The sequence below is a fragment of the Arenimonas sp. GDDSR-1 genome (assembly GCF_025980345.1).
In the GTDB taxonomy this organism is placed as follows: domain Bacteria; phylum Pseudomonadota; class Gammaproteobacteria; order Xanthomonadales; family Xanthomonadaceae; genus Arenimonas.
Window position 1 is genome coordinate 1 of the sequence record NZ_JAPDUI010000043.1, and the last position, 14,786, is coordinate 14,786.

General features: G+C 62.4%; 17 protein-coding genes and 1 tRNA gene. 3 read left to right on the plus strand and 15 right to left on the minus strand.

The window, feature by feature from the left end:
• The 10 genes from nuoG to tpiA form a co-directional block, all read right to left on the minus strand.
• Nucleotides 1-1,736, minus strand: a 1,736-nt coding sequence (nuoG, locus tag Q0W88_RS07710; protein ID WP_297801823.1) for an NADH-quinone oxidoreductase subunit NuoG, incomplete at its 3' end; no start/stop codon positions are given.
• Nucleotides 1,733-3,046, minus strand: a complete 1,314-nt coding sequence (nuoF, locus tag Q0W88_RS07715; protein ID WP_297801825.1) for an NADH-quinone oxidoreductase subunit NuoF — start codon at nt 3,044-3,046, stop codon at nt 1,733-1,735. The genes nuoF and nuoG, both read right to left, overlap by 4 nt.
• 9 nt (nt 3,047-3,055) lie before the next feature.
• Entirely contained in the window at nt 3,056-3,583 is a 528-nt protein-coding gene (gene nuoE / locus Q0W88_RS07720) for an NADH-quinone oxidoreductase subunit NuoE (RefSeq protein WP_297801827.1), read from the minus strand.
• Nucleotides 3,580-4,839, minus strand: coding sequence for an NADH-quinone oxidoreductase subunit D (locus tag Q0W88_RS07725; protein ID WP_297801829.1), 1,260 nt, complete (start codon nt 4,837-4,839; stop codon nt 3,580-3,582). Before Q0W88_RS07725 ends, nuoE begins: the two co-directional genes overlap by 4 nt.
• Nucleotides 4,836-5,558, minus strand: a complete 723-nt coding sequence (locus tag Q0W88_RS07730) for an NADH-quinone oxidoreductase subunit C (RefSeq protein WP_297801831.1) — start codon at nt 5,556-5,558, stop codon at nt 4,836-4,838. Before Q0W88_RS07730 ends, Q0W88_RS07725 begins: the two co-directional genes overlap by 4 nt.
• A 9-nt stretch (nt 5,559-5,567) precedes the next feature.
• On the minus strand, nt 5,568-6,134 hold the full coding sequence (locus Q0W88_RS07735) for an NADH-quinone oxidoreductase subunit B (RefSeq protein ID WP_297801833.1): 567 nt from the start codon (nt 6,132-6,134) through the stop codon (nt 5,568-5,570).
• Nucleotides 6,125-6,481 (minus strand): NADH-quinone oxidoreductase subunit A, encoded by a 357-nt coding sequence (locus tag Q0W88_RS07740; protein ID WP_297801835.1) that lies wholly within the window; start codon nt 6,479-6,481, stop codon nt 6,125-6,127. Before Q0W88_RS07740 ends, Q0W88_RS07735 begins: the two co-directional genes overlap by 10 nt.
• Nucleotides 6,482-6,671: 190 nt before the next feature.
• A tRNA-Leu gene (locus Q0W88_RS07745) sits at nt 6,672-6,756 on the minus strand.
• Nucleotides 6,757-6,790: 34 nt separating this feature from the next.
• On the minus strand, nt 6,791-7,201 hold the full coding sequence (secG, locus tag Q0W88_RS07750) for a preprotein translocase subunit SecG (RefSeq protein WP_297801837.1): 411 nt from the start codon (nt 7,199-7,201) through the stop codon (nt 6,791-6,793).
• A gap of 10 nt (nt 7,202-7,211) precedes the next feature.
• Complete coding sequence (gene tpiA / locus Q0W88_RS07755; protein ID WP_297801839.1) at nt 7,212-7,967, minus strand: triose-phosphate isomerase; 756 nt, start codon at nt 7,965-7,967, stop codon at nt 7,212-7,214.
• A gap of 66 nt (nt 7,968-8,033) precedes the next feature.
• On the opposite strand from tpiA, the gene Q0W88_RS07760 reads away from it, so the two are divergent.
• From Q0W88_RS07760 to Q0W88_RS07770, 3 genes are read left to right on the plus strand one after another with little or no spacing between them, the layout of a single operon-like run.
• Nucleotides 8,034-8,831 carry an SDR family oxidoreductase gene (locus Q0W88_RS07760; protein ID WP_297801841.1) on the plus strand — a complete coding sequence of 266 codons (798 nt, stop codon included), beginning with the start codon at nt 8,034-8,036 and terminating at the stop codon, nt 8,829-8,831.
• 38 nt (nt 8,832-8,869) lie between these two features.
• Nucleotides 8,870-9,148, plus strand: a complete 279-nt coding sequence (locus Q0W88_RS07765) for a type II toxin-antitoxin system RelE/ParE family toxin (protein ID WP_297801843.1) — start codon at nt 8,870-8,872, stop codon at nt 9,146-9,148.
• A complete protein-coding gene (locus tag Q0W88_RS07770) occupies nt 9,148-9,441 on the plus strand; it encodes a HigA family addiction module antitoxin (RefSeq protein WP_297801845.1) in 294 nt (97 codons plus the stop codon). The genes Q0W88_RS07765 and Q0W88_RS07770 overlap by 1 nt, the downstream gene beginning before the upstream one ends.
• Nucleotides 9,442-9,532: 91 nt before the next feature.
• On the opposite strand, the gene Q0W88_RS07775 is transcribed toward Q0W88_RS07770, so the two are convergent.
• From Q0W88_RS07775 to trpB, 5 genes are all read right to left on the minus strand, one after another.
• Complete coding sequence (locus tag Q0W88_RS07775) at nt 9,533-10,471, minus strand: 2-oxoglutarate and iron-dependent oxygenase domain-containing protein (RefSeq protein WP_297801856.1); 939 nt, start codon at nt 10,469-10,471, stop codon at nt 9,533-9,535.
• 63 nt (nt 10,472-10,534) lie between these two features.
• Nucleotides 10,535-11,878 carry a phosphoglucosamine mutase gene (gene glmM / locus Q0W88_RS07780; RefSeq protein WP_297801847.1) on the minus strand — a complete coding sequence of 448 codons (1,344 nt, stop codon included), beginning with the start codon at nt 11,876-11,878 and terminating at the stop codon, nt 10,535-10,537.
• Nucleotides 11,879-11,883: 5 nt separating this feature from the next.
• Nucleotides 11,884-12,759, minus strand: a complete 876-nt coding sequence (gene accD / locus Q0W88_RS07785; RefSeq protein WP_297801849.1) for an acetyl-CoA carboxylase, carboxyltransferase subunit beta — start codon at nt 12,757-12,759, stop codon at nt 11,884-11,886.
• A 48-nt stretch (nt 12,760-12,807) separates the two neighbouring features.
• The gene (trpA, locus tag Q0W88_RS07790) at nt 12,808-13,620 is read right to left on the minus strand and encodes a tryptophan synthase subunit alpha (RefSeq protein ID WP_297801851.1); all 813 of its coding nucleotides are present in this window, start codon (nt 13,618-13,620) and stop codon (nt 12,808-12,810) included.
• On the minus strand, nt 13,617-14,786 hold a 1,170-nt coding region (gene trpB / locus Q0W88_RS07795; RefSeq protein WP_297801853.1), incomplete at its 5' end, for a tryptophan synthase subunit beta. The genes trpA and trpB, both read right to left, overlap by 4 nt.

Below are 14,786 nucleotides of genomic sequence, written 5' to 3' on the forward strand. Positions count from 1 at the left end.
CCGTCGGCATTGGTCAACGTGGCCTGGATTTCCGGCAGCAGACCGATCGGCAGAATGACATCGGCCAGCTCTTTCAGCGATTCGGTGACAAAGGCACTGCAGGCCACGACTTTCGCGCCAATCATCGCCTTGACGGCGCGGGTCGTGTCGCTGAAGTCGAACTGCGGCTCGATGCCGAACAGCAACAGGGCTTTCAAATCGCCATCGAGCATGGCGCCCGCATGACGGCCACCCTCGCCCGGCAGCACGCCGTGCTGGGCCAGACCAAGGGCATTGGCTCCCTGCGGCAGACGGCATACGCTGGCCTTGCCGGCCTGCTGCAAAGCCTTGGCGGCGGCACGGATGTGCGAGGCCTCGGCATGGTTTTCGGCGATTTCACCCAGAATCAGAACGCTGCCATCGGCCAGTGAGACCGACAGCGCGGACAGCGCGTCCGCCAAACCGGACGGCGGCACGATGACTTTGGAGGCGACATCGAACGTGAAATCGAAATCGACCGGGTTGATCACATGCACCTTGGCACCGCGTTTGACGGCTTGATGGATGCGCTGGTGCAGCAAGGGCATTTCATGGCGGATGTTGCAACCGACCAGAACGATGGATTCGGCACGGGCGATGTCGGCAACGGCAGTGCCGAACGCCTCGGCCACGGCGGCATCGGCGAAATCGAGCTGCTTGATGCGGTGATCGATGTTATGGATACCCATCGCTTTGGCCAGCGCCGAGAGCATGAAGCCTTCCTCGTTGCTGCTGGCCGGATGGGCCAGGATGCCGGTTTCGGCGGCAGGCGCCGATTTCAGCGCGGCAGCGGCGGCGGCCAGGGCTTCATCCCATGCGGCAACGCGCCAATGGCCGTTTTCCTTGACCATCGGCTGCGTGGCACGGTCGCTGCTGTACAAGCCTTCATGCGAGTAGCGGTCGCGGTCCGAGAGCCAGCATTCATTCACCGCTTCGTTGTCTCGCGGTACGGCGCGCAGCACTTCGCCGCGGCGGCTGTGCAGATACAGATTGGAGCCCAGGGCATCGTGATAGCCGAGCGATTCCTTGGCGGTCAGCTCCCAGGCACGGGCTTTGTAGCGGAAGACCTTGTTGGTCAGCGCGCCGACCGGGCAGACATCGATGACGTTGCCGGAGATTTCGCTCATCAGCGGCTTGCCGTCAAAGGTGCCGATCTGCAGGTTCTCACCGCGGTAAATGCCGCCGAGTTCATAGGTGCCGGCGATTTCCGCCGAGAAACGCACGCAGCGGGTGCACTGGATGCAACGGGTCATGTCGGTGGCGACCAACGGGCCCATGTCTTCATCGGGAACCACGCGCTTGCGGTCGACATAACGGCTGACCGAACGGCCGTAACCCATGGAGACGTCCTGCAGTTCGCATTCACCGCCCTGATCGCAGATCGGGCAGTCCAGCGGGTGATTGACCAGCAGGAATTCCATCACATTGCGCTGCGCATCGAGCGCGCGCTTGCTCTGGGTGAAGACCTTCATGCCTTCCATCACCGGCGTGGCGCAGGCCGGCATCGGTTTCGGGGTCTTCTCGACATCGACCAGACACATCCGGCAGTTGGCGGCGATCGGCAGTTTTTCGTGATAGCAGAAGCGCGGAATCGGGATTCCTGCGGCGTCCGAGGCCTGGATGATCATCGATCCCTTGGCGATCTGTACGCTCTCGCCGTTGATTTCGAGAGTGACCATGTCGGCAGCGGTCTGCGGTTTGTCGGCGGTGGTGCTCATGCCGCGTTCTCCAGTTGCGCATCCACCCAGAAGCGTTTGTTCTGGATGGCGTATTCGAATTCATGCCAGTAATGGCGCAGGAAGCCCTGCACCGGCCAAGCCGCGGCTTCGCCGAAGGCACAGATGGTATGGCCTTCGATCTGGCCGGCTGCGGCTTTCAGCATGGCCAGATCGTCCATGGTCGCTTCATGCGCGACGATGCGCGACAGCACACGGTACATCCAGCCGGTGCCTTCGCGGCAGGGCGTGCATTGGCCGCAGCTTTCCTTGTAGTAGAAGCGCGAAATGCGGTGACAGGCACGCACCATGCAGGTGCTGTCGTCCATCACCACCACGGCGCCCGAGCCCAGTCCGGAGCCGGCTTTCTGGATTGAATCGTAATCCATGGTGCAGGCCATCATGGTTTCGGCCGGAAGCACCGGCATCGAGGACCCGCCGGGGATCACCGCCTTGAGTTTGCGGCCGGGACGGACGCCGCCGGCCAGAGCCAGCAACTCGCTGAACGGCGTGCCGAGGCGGATTTCGAAATTGCCCGGATTGGCGACATGGCCGGATACCGAAAAAATCTTCGGGCCGCCGTTGTTGGGCTTGCCCAGATTCAGGAACCACTCGGCACCGTTGCGGATGATGGCCGGCACCGAGGCATAGGTTTCGGTGTTGTTGATGGTGGTCGGTTTGCCGAACAGGCCGAAGTTGGCCGGGAACGGCGGCTTGAAGCGCGGCTGGCCCTTCTTGCCTTCCAGCGATTCCATCAGCGCGGTTTCTTCGCCGCAGATGTAGGCGCCGGCGCCGAGCGCGCCGTACATGTCGACATCGACGCCCGAGCCGAGGATGTTCTTGCCGAGCAGGCCGGCCGAATAGGCTTCCTTCAGGGCTTCCTCGAAATGCTCGAACGGTTCATGGTGGAACTCGCCGCGCAGGTAGTTGTAGGCCACGGTCGAACCGGTGGCGTAGCAGGCGATGGCCATGCCCTCGATGACCGCATGCGGGTTGTAGCGCAGGATGTCGCGGTCCTTGCAGGTGCCGGGCTCGGATTCATCGGAGTTGCACAGGATGTACTTCTGGCCGGGCGCGCTGCGCGGCATGAAGCTCCACTTCAGGCCGGTCGGAAAGCCCGCGCCGCCGCGGCCGCGCAGACCGGACTGCTTGACCATTTCGATGACCTGCTCCTGCGGCATTTTCTCCGCGAGGATTTTTTTCCAGGCGGTATAACCGTCCTGTTTCAGATAGCTGTCCAGTGCCCACGGTTTGTCGTGATGCAGCGTGGTGTAGACAACCTGATGTGCTTGGGGTGCGGGACCGATCGCCATGGGGATTCCTTACTTCAGGCCGTCGAACAGTTGGTCAAGGGTGTTGGGCGTCACGCGCTCATGGTAGTGGCCGTCGATGACCACTGCCACCGCGCCGGCGCAGGCCGCCACGCATTCCTCTTCGACCTTGAGCGTGATGCGGCCGTCGGCACTGGTTTCGCCGTGCTTGCAGCCCAACTTCTTCTCGGCGTGGCGCACCAGATCTTCGGCGCCGTTCAGCCAGCAGCTGATGTTGGTGCAGATGGACACTTTGTGGCGACCGACCGGCGCCAGATCGAACATCGAGTAGAAGCTGGCCACTTCATAGGCCCACACCGCCGGAATGTCGAGGTACTTGGCGACCGCCGCCATGAGTTCGTCGGTCAGCCAGCCGCCGTTCTGTTCCTGCGCGGCCATCAGGCCCTGGATCACGGCCGAGCGTTTGCGGTCGGCCGGAAACTTGGCGACCCAGTGATCGATGTGCGCGCGCGTTTCGGCGTTGAGCGCGGTCATCGGATCGACATGCTGACAGGCAGCGAAATTACCGGTTGCTTTCATCGGTCCACCTCACCGAAAACGATATCGTAGGTGCCGATCATCGCCACCACGTCGGCCAGCATGTGGCCGCGCACGATGGCATCCATCGACGACAGATGCGCGAAGCCGGGCGCGCGGGCTTTCAGACGGAACGGCTTGTTGGCGCCATCCGACACCAGATACACGCCGAACTCGCCTTTCGGGGCTTCCACCGCCGAGTACACTTCGCCGGCGGGCACCGAATAGCCTTCGGTGAACAGCTTGAAATGGTGAATCAGGGCTTCCATGTCTTCCTTCATTTCCGTACGCGACGGCGGCGCCACCTTGAAATTGGACACCATCACCGGGCCCGGATTGGCGCGCAGCCAGCTGATGCATTGCTGGATGATGCGGTTGGACTGGCGCATTTCCTCGACGCGCACCAGATAGCGGTCGTAACAGTCGCCAGTGACGCCGACAGGAATGTCGAAATCGACATGGGCATAGGCGGCATACGGCTGCTTCTTGCGCAGATCCCAGGCCACGCCGGAACCGCGCAGCATCGGGCCGGTCATGCCCCAGGCCAGCGCTTTTTCCGGCGGCACCACGCCGATGCCGACCGTGCGCTGTTTCCAGATGCGGTTATCGGTCAGCAGGGTTTCGTATTCGTCGATCTTGCTCGGGAAATCATCGGTGAAGGCCTGCAGGAAATCGAGCATGGAACCTTCGCGCCAGGCGTTGGAACGCTTCAGGGCATCGCCTTTGCGCCACGGCGATTCGCGATATTTGGGCATGGTGTCCGGAAGGTCGCGGTAAACGCCGCCCGGACGGTAGTAGGTGGCGTGCATGCGTGCGCCGGAGACCGCCTCGTAGCAATCCATCAGCTCTTCGCGCTCGCGGAAGGCATACAGGAACACCGCCATCGCCCCCAGATCGAGGCCGTTTGAACCGATCCACATCAGATGATTGAGGATGCGGGTGATCTCGTCGAACATGGTGCGGATGTACTGGGCGCGGATCGGCGCTTCAACGCCGAGCAATTGCTCGATGGCGCGCACATAGGCGTGCTCGTTGCACATCATCGACACGTAGTCGAGCCGGTCCATGTAGCCGATCGACTGGTTGAACGGTTTCGATTCGGCCAGTTTCTCGGTGCCGCGGTGCAGCAGGCCGATGTGCGGATCGGCACGTTGGACGACTTCGCCGTCCATTTCGAGAATCAGACGGAGCACACCGTGCGCCGCCGGATGCTGGGGCCCGAAGTTCAGGGTGTAATTGCGGATTTCCTGGGCGCTCATGGTTTCACCTGGGCTTGTTCGGATTGCGCCTGCTGCCAGCGTGAATCCTCGCGGATGGTTTTCGGAACGCCGACACGGGGCTCGATGGAGACCGGCTGGTAAATGACGCGGCCACGCTCTTCGTCGTAGCGCACTTCCACGTTGCCGATCAGCGGGAAATCCTTGCGGAACGGATGGCCGACGAAGCCGTAATCGGTCAGGATGCGGCGCAGATCCGGATGACCGGTGAATATGATGCCGAAAAGATCGAACGCCTCGCGCTCGAACCAGGTCGCCACCGGATATACCGAAACCACGGAATCGATCTGCGGCATGGCGTTGTCTTCGGCGAAACAGCGCACGCGGATGCGACGATTGTGCTTGACCGAGGTCAGATGCACGACCGCGGCGAAGCGGTTAGCCGGACCGAGCCCTTGCGGACGCGAGGCCCAGGTGAAACGGCCGGGGCCTTCGCCCTCGACGCCGCGCGAGAAGCCTTCCGAGGACACATCGGTGGTGTCCCACTCGGCTTCGCCGTAACCGAGGTAATCGATGCCGCACAGGTCGATCAATTGCTCGAAAGCGAATTCCGGGTGGTCACGCAGCTCGGTCATCACCGGCTTGTAATCGGCCGGCGCCACTTCAAGGGTGATTTCGTCGTGCTGGCGGATGATGCGCTTGGCGCGGGCGCCGAAATGGGCGCTCAGTTTTTCCACGAAAGGATGGGGCAGTTCGTTCATGGTCCGTCCTCAGCGCGCGATGGTGTTGGTGCGGCGGATTTTCTTCATCAGCTGCAGCACGCCATAGACCAGCGCTTCCGCGGTCGGCGGGCAGCCCGGCACGTACACGTCCACCGGAACGATGCGGTCGCAGCCGCGCACCACCGAATAGGAGTAGTGGTAGTAGCCGCCGCCATTGGCGCAGCTGCCCATGGAAATCACCCATTTGGGTTCCGGCATCTGGTCGTAGACCTTGCGCAGGGCCGGTGCCATCTTGTTCACCAGGGTGCCAGCCACGATCATGACGTCGGCCTGACGTGGCGATGGGCGAAAAATCACACCGTAGCGGTCCAGATCGAGACGCGAGGCGCCGGCATGCATCATTTCCACGGCGCAGCAGGCCAGACCGAAGGTCATCGGCCACATCGAACCGGTGCGCGCCCAGTTGATCAGGGTATCGAGGTTGGTGGTGACGAAGCCGCGCTCGACCAGCGGGTTGTCGCCGCCGGGCCGCAGGATGTCATCGACCGAAGCCACCGGGATCGGATTGTGCATCACCCGGGCGACGGAGTCGGAAACGTTGTCGATCACTCCCATTCGAGGGCTCCTTTCTTCCATGCGTAAATGAAGCCCATCAGCAACAGGCCGAGGAATATACCCATCTCGACCAGACCCATGAAACCGAGCTCGCGGAACACAACGGCCCACGGAAACACGAAGGCGATTTCAAGATCGAAAACGATGAACATGATGGCGATGAGGTAATAGCGCACGTCGAACTGGATGTGCGCGTCTTCGAAGGCGACGAAGCCGCATTCGTAAGGCGAGAGTTTTTCGGCGCCTGGGCGCTGCGGCCCGAGCAGGCGTCCGAGGACCATCAGGGCGATGCCGACACCGGCCGCGACCGCGAGAAACAATGCTATCGGCACATACGCATTCAGCACATGCGTCTCCTTGAATGAAGGGTGAACATCCCTGCTTTCCGGCACGCTGCGTGAACGGAGACAGGCGCACTATGATACCGCTTCGGATGCATCCAATGCAATGAATCCGGACGTCTTTTTCCTCACGAATCAACCGCCAAGCCCGAATGGCGGGCAACAAAAAACGCCTGCCGGAGCAAGCGTTTTGCGTTGGTGCCCAAGAGGGGACTCGAACCCCTACGCCCTAAAGCGCTACCACCTCAAGGTAGTGCGTCTACCAATTCCGCCACCTGGGCTTGAAACTATTTTAGCATTGCGCCGTTTGGGCGCTTATTTTTTCTCGGGTTGCGGGGCGGCGGGTGCCGCCTGCGGCGCATCCGTCGTGGCAGGAACCGCGGGAACAGCGCCGGGAGCCGGAACGGTGGCCGCCGGAGACGCGCCCGATTCCGGGACCGCCGGCAGGCTGCTCATCACGCCGATATCAGCCGCTTCGGCCTCCGGCTTGTTGAGGTTGACCGCTTTCCAGGCCATGAACAGAGCGACGGCGAAGAACACGAAGGCCAGCCACTTGGTCGATTTGGTCAGGAAGTTGGCGGAACCGCGGGCACCGAATACGGTACCGGAAGCGCCCGCACCGAAACCGGAACCGGCCTGGGCCCCTGCGCCGCGCTGCAGCAGAATCAGCACCACCATGGCCACCGCGACCAAGATGTATACAACCGTCAGAATGGTATCAATCATAGTTAAACCGTTAAATTGTGCCCGCAGCCGCAGCCACGATGGCACTGAATTCCTGGGCGACCAAGGAGGCCCCGCCCACCAATCCTCCGTCGACATCCGGCTGGGCGAACAGCTCGGCGGCGTTGGAGGCCTTCACACTGCCACCGTAAAGGATCGGCAATAAGCTGGCTATTTTAGCATCAAAAGCAGCCACTTCGCCACGGATAAATGCGTGCACTTCCTGCGCCTGCTCCTTGCTGGCGGTTTTGCCGGTACCGATCGCCCAGACCGGCTCATAGGCAATGACCGCACCGGCGAAGGCCTGCGCCCCGCCCTGCTCGAATACCGGTTTAAGCTGCTTTTCGATGACCCACTCGGTGTGCCCGGCCTCGCGCTGGTGCAGGCTTTCGCCCACGCATAGCACCGGAATCAGACCGGCCCGCTTGGCGGCCAGGAACTTCTCGGCAACCAATTCATTGGACTCCTGCTGGTATTGTCGGCGCTCGGAATGGCCGACCAGCACGTAGCGGCAGCCGATGTCGGCCAGCATCTCGGCGGCGATATCGCCGGTAAAAGCGCCCTGCACATGCACGCCGACATCCTGCGCACCGAAAACATAACCGGTGCCGGCATAGCGGCCGATCAGGTGGTCAAGAATCGGCAGCGGCGGGATGATCAGGGCTTCCACGGCCGGATTCAGGGACGGGGCCAGCGTATTGAGCAGGGCCTCGCCGAAGGCACGGCTGCCGTTGAGCTTCCAGTTCCCGGCTACGATTTTTTTCCGCATGTCGCTCCCCTGCCCGACGGCTTGATGCACAATGAGAAGCCATTTTAACCTGAATGAAGCCCGACCATGAAAACCGACCAGTACGCCCTGATTACCGGCGCCTCCAGCGGCATCGGCGAAGCCATTGCCCGCGAATATGCCCGCCGGGGCAAACCGCTGATTCTGACCGCCCGCCGCAAGGAGCGGCTCGAGGCCTTGGCTGCCGAGCTCGGCCAGAAGGTTCCGGTCGTGGTGCTGGCCGCCGATCTGGCCGATCCGAAAGCGCCGCAGGAGATGTTCGCGGCCATCCAGTCCGCCGGCCTGCAGGTCGACACCCTGGTCAACAATGCCGGTTACGGCGTGCCGGGCCGGTATCTGTCGGAATCCTGGGCCAGTCATCGCGATTTCCTGCAGGTGCTGATGACCGCCGTGGCCGAGCTGACCTACCTGTTCCTGCCGGCCATGGAAGCCCAGAAACACGGCCGAATCCTGAACGTGGCCTCTCTGGCCGGGCTGGTGCCGGCCTCGGCCGGGCATACCTTATATGGCGCCAGCAAGTCCTGGCTGATCCGCTTCTCGGAATGCCTGGCCCTGGAAAGCGCCAGCCGCGGCGTGCATGTGACCGCACTCTGTCCCGGCTTCACCTACACCGAATTCCACGACGTCAACGGCATGCGCGCCAATGTCTCGAAACTGCCGAAGTTCCTGTGGCTGAGCAGCGAAGAAGTAGCGGTGATCGGCATTGATGCCGTGGAAGCCGGAAAGCGGCGCGTCATCAGCGGCTTCGCCAACAAAGTGATTGCCTGGATGACCCGCTACCTACCGGACTTCCTGAGCAACGCATTGGTGGGCGGCAAGGCCAAGCAGTTCAGGAATGCGGATTAAGGCTTGTTGCGTGATGCGCAACATGCTATATTGAATCAATGATTAAAACATTCCGGCATAAAGGTCTTCGCAAATATTATGAAACCGGAAGCACTGCCGGTATTCAGCCAAATCATGCGAAGCGGCTGCGCATGCAATTGGCTGCATTGAATTCGGCTGTGACAATCGACGATATGGAAATTTCCGGCTATGGTCTGCATCCATTGAAAGGTGAAATGAAAGGCCGCTGGTCCATCTCCGTCAACGGCAATTGGCGGCTGACTTTCGAATTCAAGGATGGCAACGTTTACATACTAGATTATGAGGACTATCACTGATGAATATGTACAACCCTCCTCACCCCGGTGAATTCATCACCGATGTTTACCTGGAACCGAACAATATCAGTGGCCGCGAACTTGCTTTGAAGCTGGACGTTGCCGCTTCGACGCTCAGCCGCATATTAAAAGGTAGTAGCCGCGTGACCCCGGAAATGGCGTTGCGCCTTTCCAAAGCAATAGGCCGCTCTCCGGAAAGCTGGCTGTTGATGCAGGATGCTTACGATCTTTGGGTTGCGCGGCAGAATGTCGATTTGAAGCGTGTGAGTAAACTCAAGTTAGCAGCGGCTTGATTGGCTCTAACTTCAAACCAAGGCCAGAACGTTAAGTGGGCACATAACTCAGAATAGATAACAAAAACCCGGCTCTCGCCGGGTTTTTGCTTCAGACCAGTTTGATTTCGCGCAGACGCTCCATCAGGTACTCGTGGCCAGTGATCGGCTCGGGATAGCGGTCCGGGTTTTCGGCCGAAATACACTGCGGCAGGGTCTTTATCAGGAAGTCCGGATTCGGGTGCAGGAAGAACGGAATCGAATAGCGCGGCTTGCGCGCGTTCTCACCCATCGGATTGACCACGCGGTGCGTGGTGGACGGGTACACATGGTTGGACAGGCGCTGCAGCATGTCGCCGATGTTGACCACGATGGTGTCGGCGTCGGCAGTGAAGTCGATCCATTCACCCTTGCGCGACAGCACCTGCAGACCGGCCGCGCTGGCGCCGACCAGCAGGGTGATGAAGTTGATGTCTTCATGCGCACCCGATCGGACGTTCGGCACGTCCGGGTTGGTGATTTCGGGATAGTGGATCGGGCGCAGAATGGAGTTGCCGTAGTGGGTCTTGTCGGCGAAGTAGTTTTCCGGCAGACCGATGTGCAGCGCGAGCGCCGACAGCACCTTCGAACCGAGCGAATCCAGCGCGCTGTAAAGGCCATACAGGTATTGCTTGAACTGCGGCACTTCCGTTGGCCAAAGGTTCTCGGCCATGATGTCGGCGTATTGGGAATCGCGGGCGATTTCGCGGCCAACATGCCAGAATTCCTTCAGATCGGGATACTGCGAGTCCTTGGCGGTTTCGATGCCGAACGGCGTATAACCGCGGGCACCGCCGGTGCCGGGCTGGTGATACTTCATCTTGATTGCTTCAGGCAAGGCAAAGAAATCCCGCGATGCGTCATAGGCGCCCTGGATCAGCTCATCGGTCACACCATGGCCACGAATGCCGCAGAAGCCCCATTCGCGGTAGGCGGCGCCCAGATCGGCCACGAAGGCGGCGCGGTCGGAGTCGAAACGGCGGATATCTAAAGTCGGAATCTGGCTCATCAGTGGGCTTCCATGGAAATTTCGGAGCAGTATAAGCCGGCCTGCCTGAACCGGCTTTGATCGGGGTCAAACCGCGGATTTCACCGCGGCGGATAAGGCATCGAGCACGCCCTGCATCAAGGCGGCATCCTGGGCTTCGACGGTGACGCGCACCACCGGCTCGGTACCCGATGCCCGCAGCACCAGACGGCCGCGGCCCTCGAGCGCACGCTCGGCATCGGCACGCGCGGCTTGCACCGCGGCATGCTCCAGCGGTTTGGCGCCGGGCTGCAGGCGGACGTTGACGGTTTTCTGCGGGAACGGCGTATAGCCGGCCAGCGCCGCCTTCAGCGTGGTGTTGCCGGCCATCAGCGCCTCCAGGACCTGCAGCGCCGCCACCAGCGCATCGCCGGTGGAGGTGCGGTCGAGCACCAACAGATGGCCGGAGGCCTCGCCGCCGAGGACACCCTGATGTTCCGTCAGCGCCTGATGCACGAAGCGGTCGCCGACCTTGGTGCGCAGGAACGGAATGGCTTTGTCACGGCAATGCAGCTCCATCGCGACATTGGTCATCAGCGTGCCGACCACCGGACCGCGCAGACGGCCACTGGCCTGCCAATGATTGGCGAGCACGTAAATCAGGGCGTCGCCGTCATGCAGGGTGCCGTCGGCATCAACCATCTGCACGCGGTCGCCGTCACCGTCGAAGGCGATGCCGAGATCGGCCTTGCTGTCCCGCACGAAGGCCTGCAGGGCTTCGGGATGGGTCGAGCCGACACCGTCGTTGATATTGAGCCCGTTGGGCTGCACGCCGATGCTGACCACCTCGGCGCCGAGTTCGGAAAACACTTCCGGCGCCAGTGCGTAGGTGGCGCCGTGCGCGCAATCGAGCGCGATCTTCAGACCGCGCAGCGAGAAATTGGCCGGTACCGTGCTCTTGCAGAATTCGGCGTAGCGGCTGTGCGCATCCACGATGCGCTTGGCCTTGCCGAGTTTTTCCGAAGCCACGGCCGCGAGGGTTTCATCGAGCTGCGCCTCGATGGCGAGTTCCATGGCATCACTGAGCTTCTCGCCGCTGGCGGAGAAGAACTTGATGCCGTTGTCATAATGCGGATTGTGCGAGGCCGAAATCACGATGCCGGCATCGGCGCGCAGCGAGGTGGTCAGATGCGCCACCGCCGGCGTCGGCACCGGACCGAGCAGGCGCACATCGGCACCGGCCGCAACCAGTCCCGCTTCCAAGGCGGATTCAAACATGTAGCCGGAGATGCGGGTATCTTTGCCGATCACCACCAGCGGTTTGCCGGCCGAGGCCCGCGCCAACACGGTGCCGGCGGCCCAACCCAGCTTGAGCATGAAATCCGGGGATATGTGGCCTTCACCGACTTTGCCGCGGATGCCGTCGGTGCCGAAATAGCGGCGCGCGCCCATGCCGCTCAGGCCGCGTCCGCGCCGTGCTTGGGCTGATTCATCATCAACGCCAGCAGATCGGCCAGACGGTCACGCATCTGACGGCGGTCAATGATCAGATCGACCGCGCCATGTTCGACCAGAAATTCCGAACGCTGGAAGCCTTCCGGCAGGGTTTCACGCACGGTCTGTTCGATCACGCGCGGGCCGGCGAAGCCGATCAGTGCTTTCGGCTCGGCCACGTTCAGATCCCCGAGCATGCCGAGCGAAGCCGACACGCCGCCGGTGGTCGGGTGCGTGAGTACCGAAATGAACGGCAGGCCGGCCGAGCGCATCTTGGCGATGGCGGCCGAGGTTTTGGCCATCTGCATCAGCGAGAACAGACCTTCCTGCATGCGCGCGCCGCCGGTTGCGGAGAAGCAGACCAGCGGACAGCGGTATTCGATGGCACGCTCCGCGGCCAGGGCGAAGCGTTCGCCGACCACCGAGCCCATCGAGCCGCCCATGAAGCGGAATTCAAACGCGCTGACGCAGATGTCGCGGCCTTTGAGTTTGCCGTGGATGGAAATCAACGCGTCCTTCTCGCCCACGGCTTTCTGTGAGGCCTTGATGCGGTCGGCGTATTTTTTCTGGTCCTTGAAATGCAGGGCATCGGTCGGGCCCAGTTCGTCGCCGATTTCGAACACTTCACCGTCGTCCAGAAAAGCGACCAGGCGCTCGCGGGCGCCGATCGGCATGTGGTGATCGCATTTCGGGCAGACGTGCAGGTTCTCGTCCAGCTCGGCGGCATATAGGGCGGCGCCGCAGCTGTCGCATTTTTCCCACAATCCTTCCGGCACGCCGCGCTTGCCGGTCCCTTGGGTCCGGATGCGGGCGGGCATCAGCTTGGTCAACCAACTCATGGCATGTTTCCGTAGAGGCCAGGCGACAGTTTACTGCAAACCGGCCGCTCAGGCCGCATCAAGCGCGTGCCGCAGCGGTGCCAGAAAACGCCCGGCGGCCTCGGCCGCCTGCTCCGGCGTCGTGCATTCAGCCAAGGTGGCCACCAGCGCACTGCCGACGATGACGCCATCGGCGTAAGCCGCGCAGGCCTTGGCCGTGGCGGCATCCTTGATGCCGAAGCCGACGTACACCGGCACCGGCGCGGCGGCGCGGATGGCGCCGACACGACGGGTCAGATCACCCGACTGCGCCAGATCCTTGCCGGTCACGCCGGCCATGGACACGTAGTAGAGGTAACCCTGTGCATGCGCGCAGGCCTCACTCAGACGCGGACCATCGGTGGTCGGCGCCAGCAGGGTGATCAGCTGCAGACCGTGCCGGTTGAGCAACTCCCGCGCCGAGGCCGACTCTTCCGGCGGCAGATCGACGATCAGCAGTGCATCCGCACCGGCGGCCGCGGCATGCTCGGCATACCAGCCCCAGCCACGGCGTTCGATCGGATTCAGATAGCCCATCAGCACGACCGGCGTGTCGGCATCGCGCTTGCGGAACTCGGCAACCATGGCGAAGATGGCCGGCGCGTTGACGCCCCGCTCCAAGGCCCGCTCGGAACTTTTCTGGATGACCACGCCGTCGGCCATCGGATCGGAAAAAGGCACGCCCAGCTCGATCAGATCGGCACCGGCCGCCACCAAGGCATGCAGCACCGGAACGGTGGCCTCCCGGCCCGGATCGCCGGCGGTGATGAACGGCACGAGGGCTTTCCGGCCGTTTGCGGCCAGCGCTGCCAGGCGGCGCTCAAAGCGCGAGCCCGCGCTCACAGGGAAATTCCTTCACGCTGGGCAATGGTGTAGATGTCCTTGTCGCCGCGGCCGGACAGATTGACCAGCACGATGGCCTCTTTCGGCAGCGTGGCGGCGGTTTTCATCGCCTGCGCCACGGCATGCGCCGATTCCAGCGCGGCCAGAATGCCCTCGGTGCGGGCCAGCAGGTGGAAGGCCTGCATGCATTCGACATCGGTCACGCCGACATACTGCGCGCGGCCGGTGTCTTTCAGGAACGCATGCTCGGGGCCGACGCCGGGATAATCCAGACCGGCGGAGATGGAATGGGTCTCGGTAATCTGGCCGTCATCGTCGCAGATCACATACGTGCGGTTGCCGTGCAGCACGCCCGGCACGCCGGCGGCCAGCGAGGCCGCATGCTTGCCGGTGGCCAAGCCCTCGCCCGCCGCCTCGGCACCGATCAGATTCACTTCGGCATCGTTGAGGAAGGGATGGAACATGCCGATGGCATTGGAGCCGCCGCCGACACAGGCGATTACCGCATCCGGCAGGCGCCCGTACTGCGCCAGCATCTGGGCCCGTGACTCGGTGCCGACCACGGCGTTGAAATCACGCACCATGCGCGGATACGGACTCGGGCCGGCGGCAGTGCCGATGATGTAAAAGGTGTCCTGGATGTTGGACACCCAGTCGCGCATGGCTTCGTTCAAGGCGTCTTTCAGGGTTTTCGAACCGGAGGTGACCGGCACCACCTCGGCGCCCAGCAGTTTCATGCGGAACACGTTGATGGCCTGGCGCTCGATATCAACCGCACCCATATACACCACGCACTTCAGGCCCAGACGCGCGGCCACGGTGGCCGAGGCCACACCGTGCTGTCCGGCACCGGTTTCAGCGATGACCCGGGTCTTGCCCATGCGCTTGGCCAGCATGGCCTGACCGATGGTGTTGTTGATCTTGTGCGCGCCGGTATGGTTCAAATCTTCGCGCTTGAGCAGGATACGCGCGCCGCCGACATGTTCGCTCAACCGTTTGGCCTCGTAAATCGGGCTTGGACGACCCACGTAATGGGCGTAATCGAAGGCCAGCTCGGCCTTGAAAGCCGGATCGGCCTGGGCCGCCTCGTAGGCCTTTTCCAGCTCGGCCAAGGGCGCCATCAGGGTTTCGGACACGAAACGGCCGCCGTAAACGCCGAAATGGCC

Bases quoted from the DNA above. Each gene is read 5' to 3' on its own strand.
- nuoF (WP_297801825.1), bottom strand. From the start codon at position 3,046: ATGGCGATCGGTCCCGCACCCCAAGCACATCAGGTTGTCTACACCACG.
- nuoE (WP_297801827.1), bottom strand. From the start codon at position 3,583: ATGAAAGCAACCGGTAATTTCGCTGCCTGTCAGCATGTCGATCCGATG.
- Q0W88_RS07725 (WP_297801829.1), bottom strand. From the start codon at position 4,839: ATGAGCGCCCAGGAAATCCGCAATTACACCCTGAACTTCGGGCCCCAG.
- Q0W88_RS07730 (WP_297801831.1), bottom strand. From the start codon at position 5,558: ATGAACGAACTGCCCCATCCTTTCGTGGAAAAACTGAGCGCCCATTTC.
- Q0W88_RS07735 (WP_297801833.1), bottom strand. From the start codon at position 6,134: ATGGGAGTGATCGACAACGTTTCCGACTCCGTCGCCCGGGTGATGCAC.
- secG (WP_297801837.1), bottom strand. From the start codon at position 7,201: ATGATTGATACCATTCTGACGGTTGTATACATCTTGGTCGCGGTGGCC.
- tpiA (WP_297801839.1), bottom strand. From the start codon at position 7,967: ATGCGGAAAAAAATCGTAGCCGGGAACTGGAAGCTCAACGGCAGCCGT.
- Q0W88_RS07760 (WP_297801841.1), top strand. From the start codon at position 8,034: ATGAAAACCGACCAGTACGCCCTGATTACCGGCGCCTCCAGCGGCATC.
- Q0W88_RS07765 (WP_297801843.1), top strand. From the start codon at position 8,870: ATGATTAAAACATTCCGGCATAAAGGTCTTCGCAAATATTATGAAACC.
- Q0W88_RS07770 (WP_297801845.1), top strand. From the start codon at position 9,148: ATGAATATGTACAACCCTCCTCACCCCGGTGAATTCATCACCGATGTT.
- glmM (WP_297801847.1), bottom strand. From the start codon at position 11,878: ATGGGCGCGCGCCGCTATTTCGGCACCGACGGCATCCGCGGCAAAGTC.
- accD (WP_297801849.1), bottom strand. From the start codon at position 12,759: ATGAGTTGGTTGACCAAGCTGATGCCCGCCCGCATCCGGACCCAAGGG.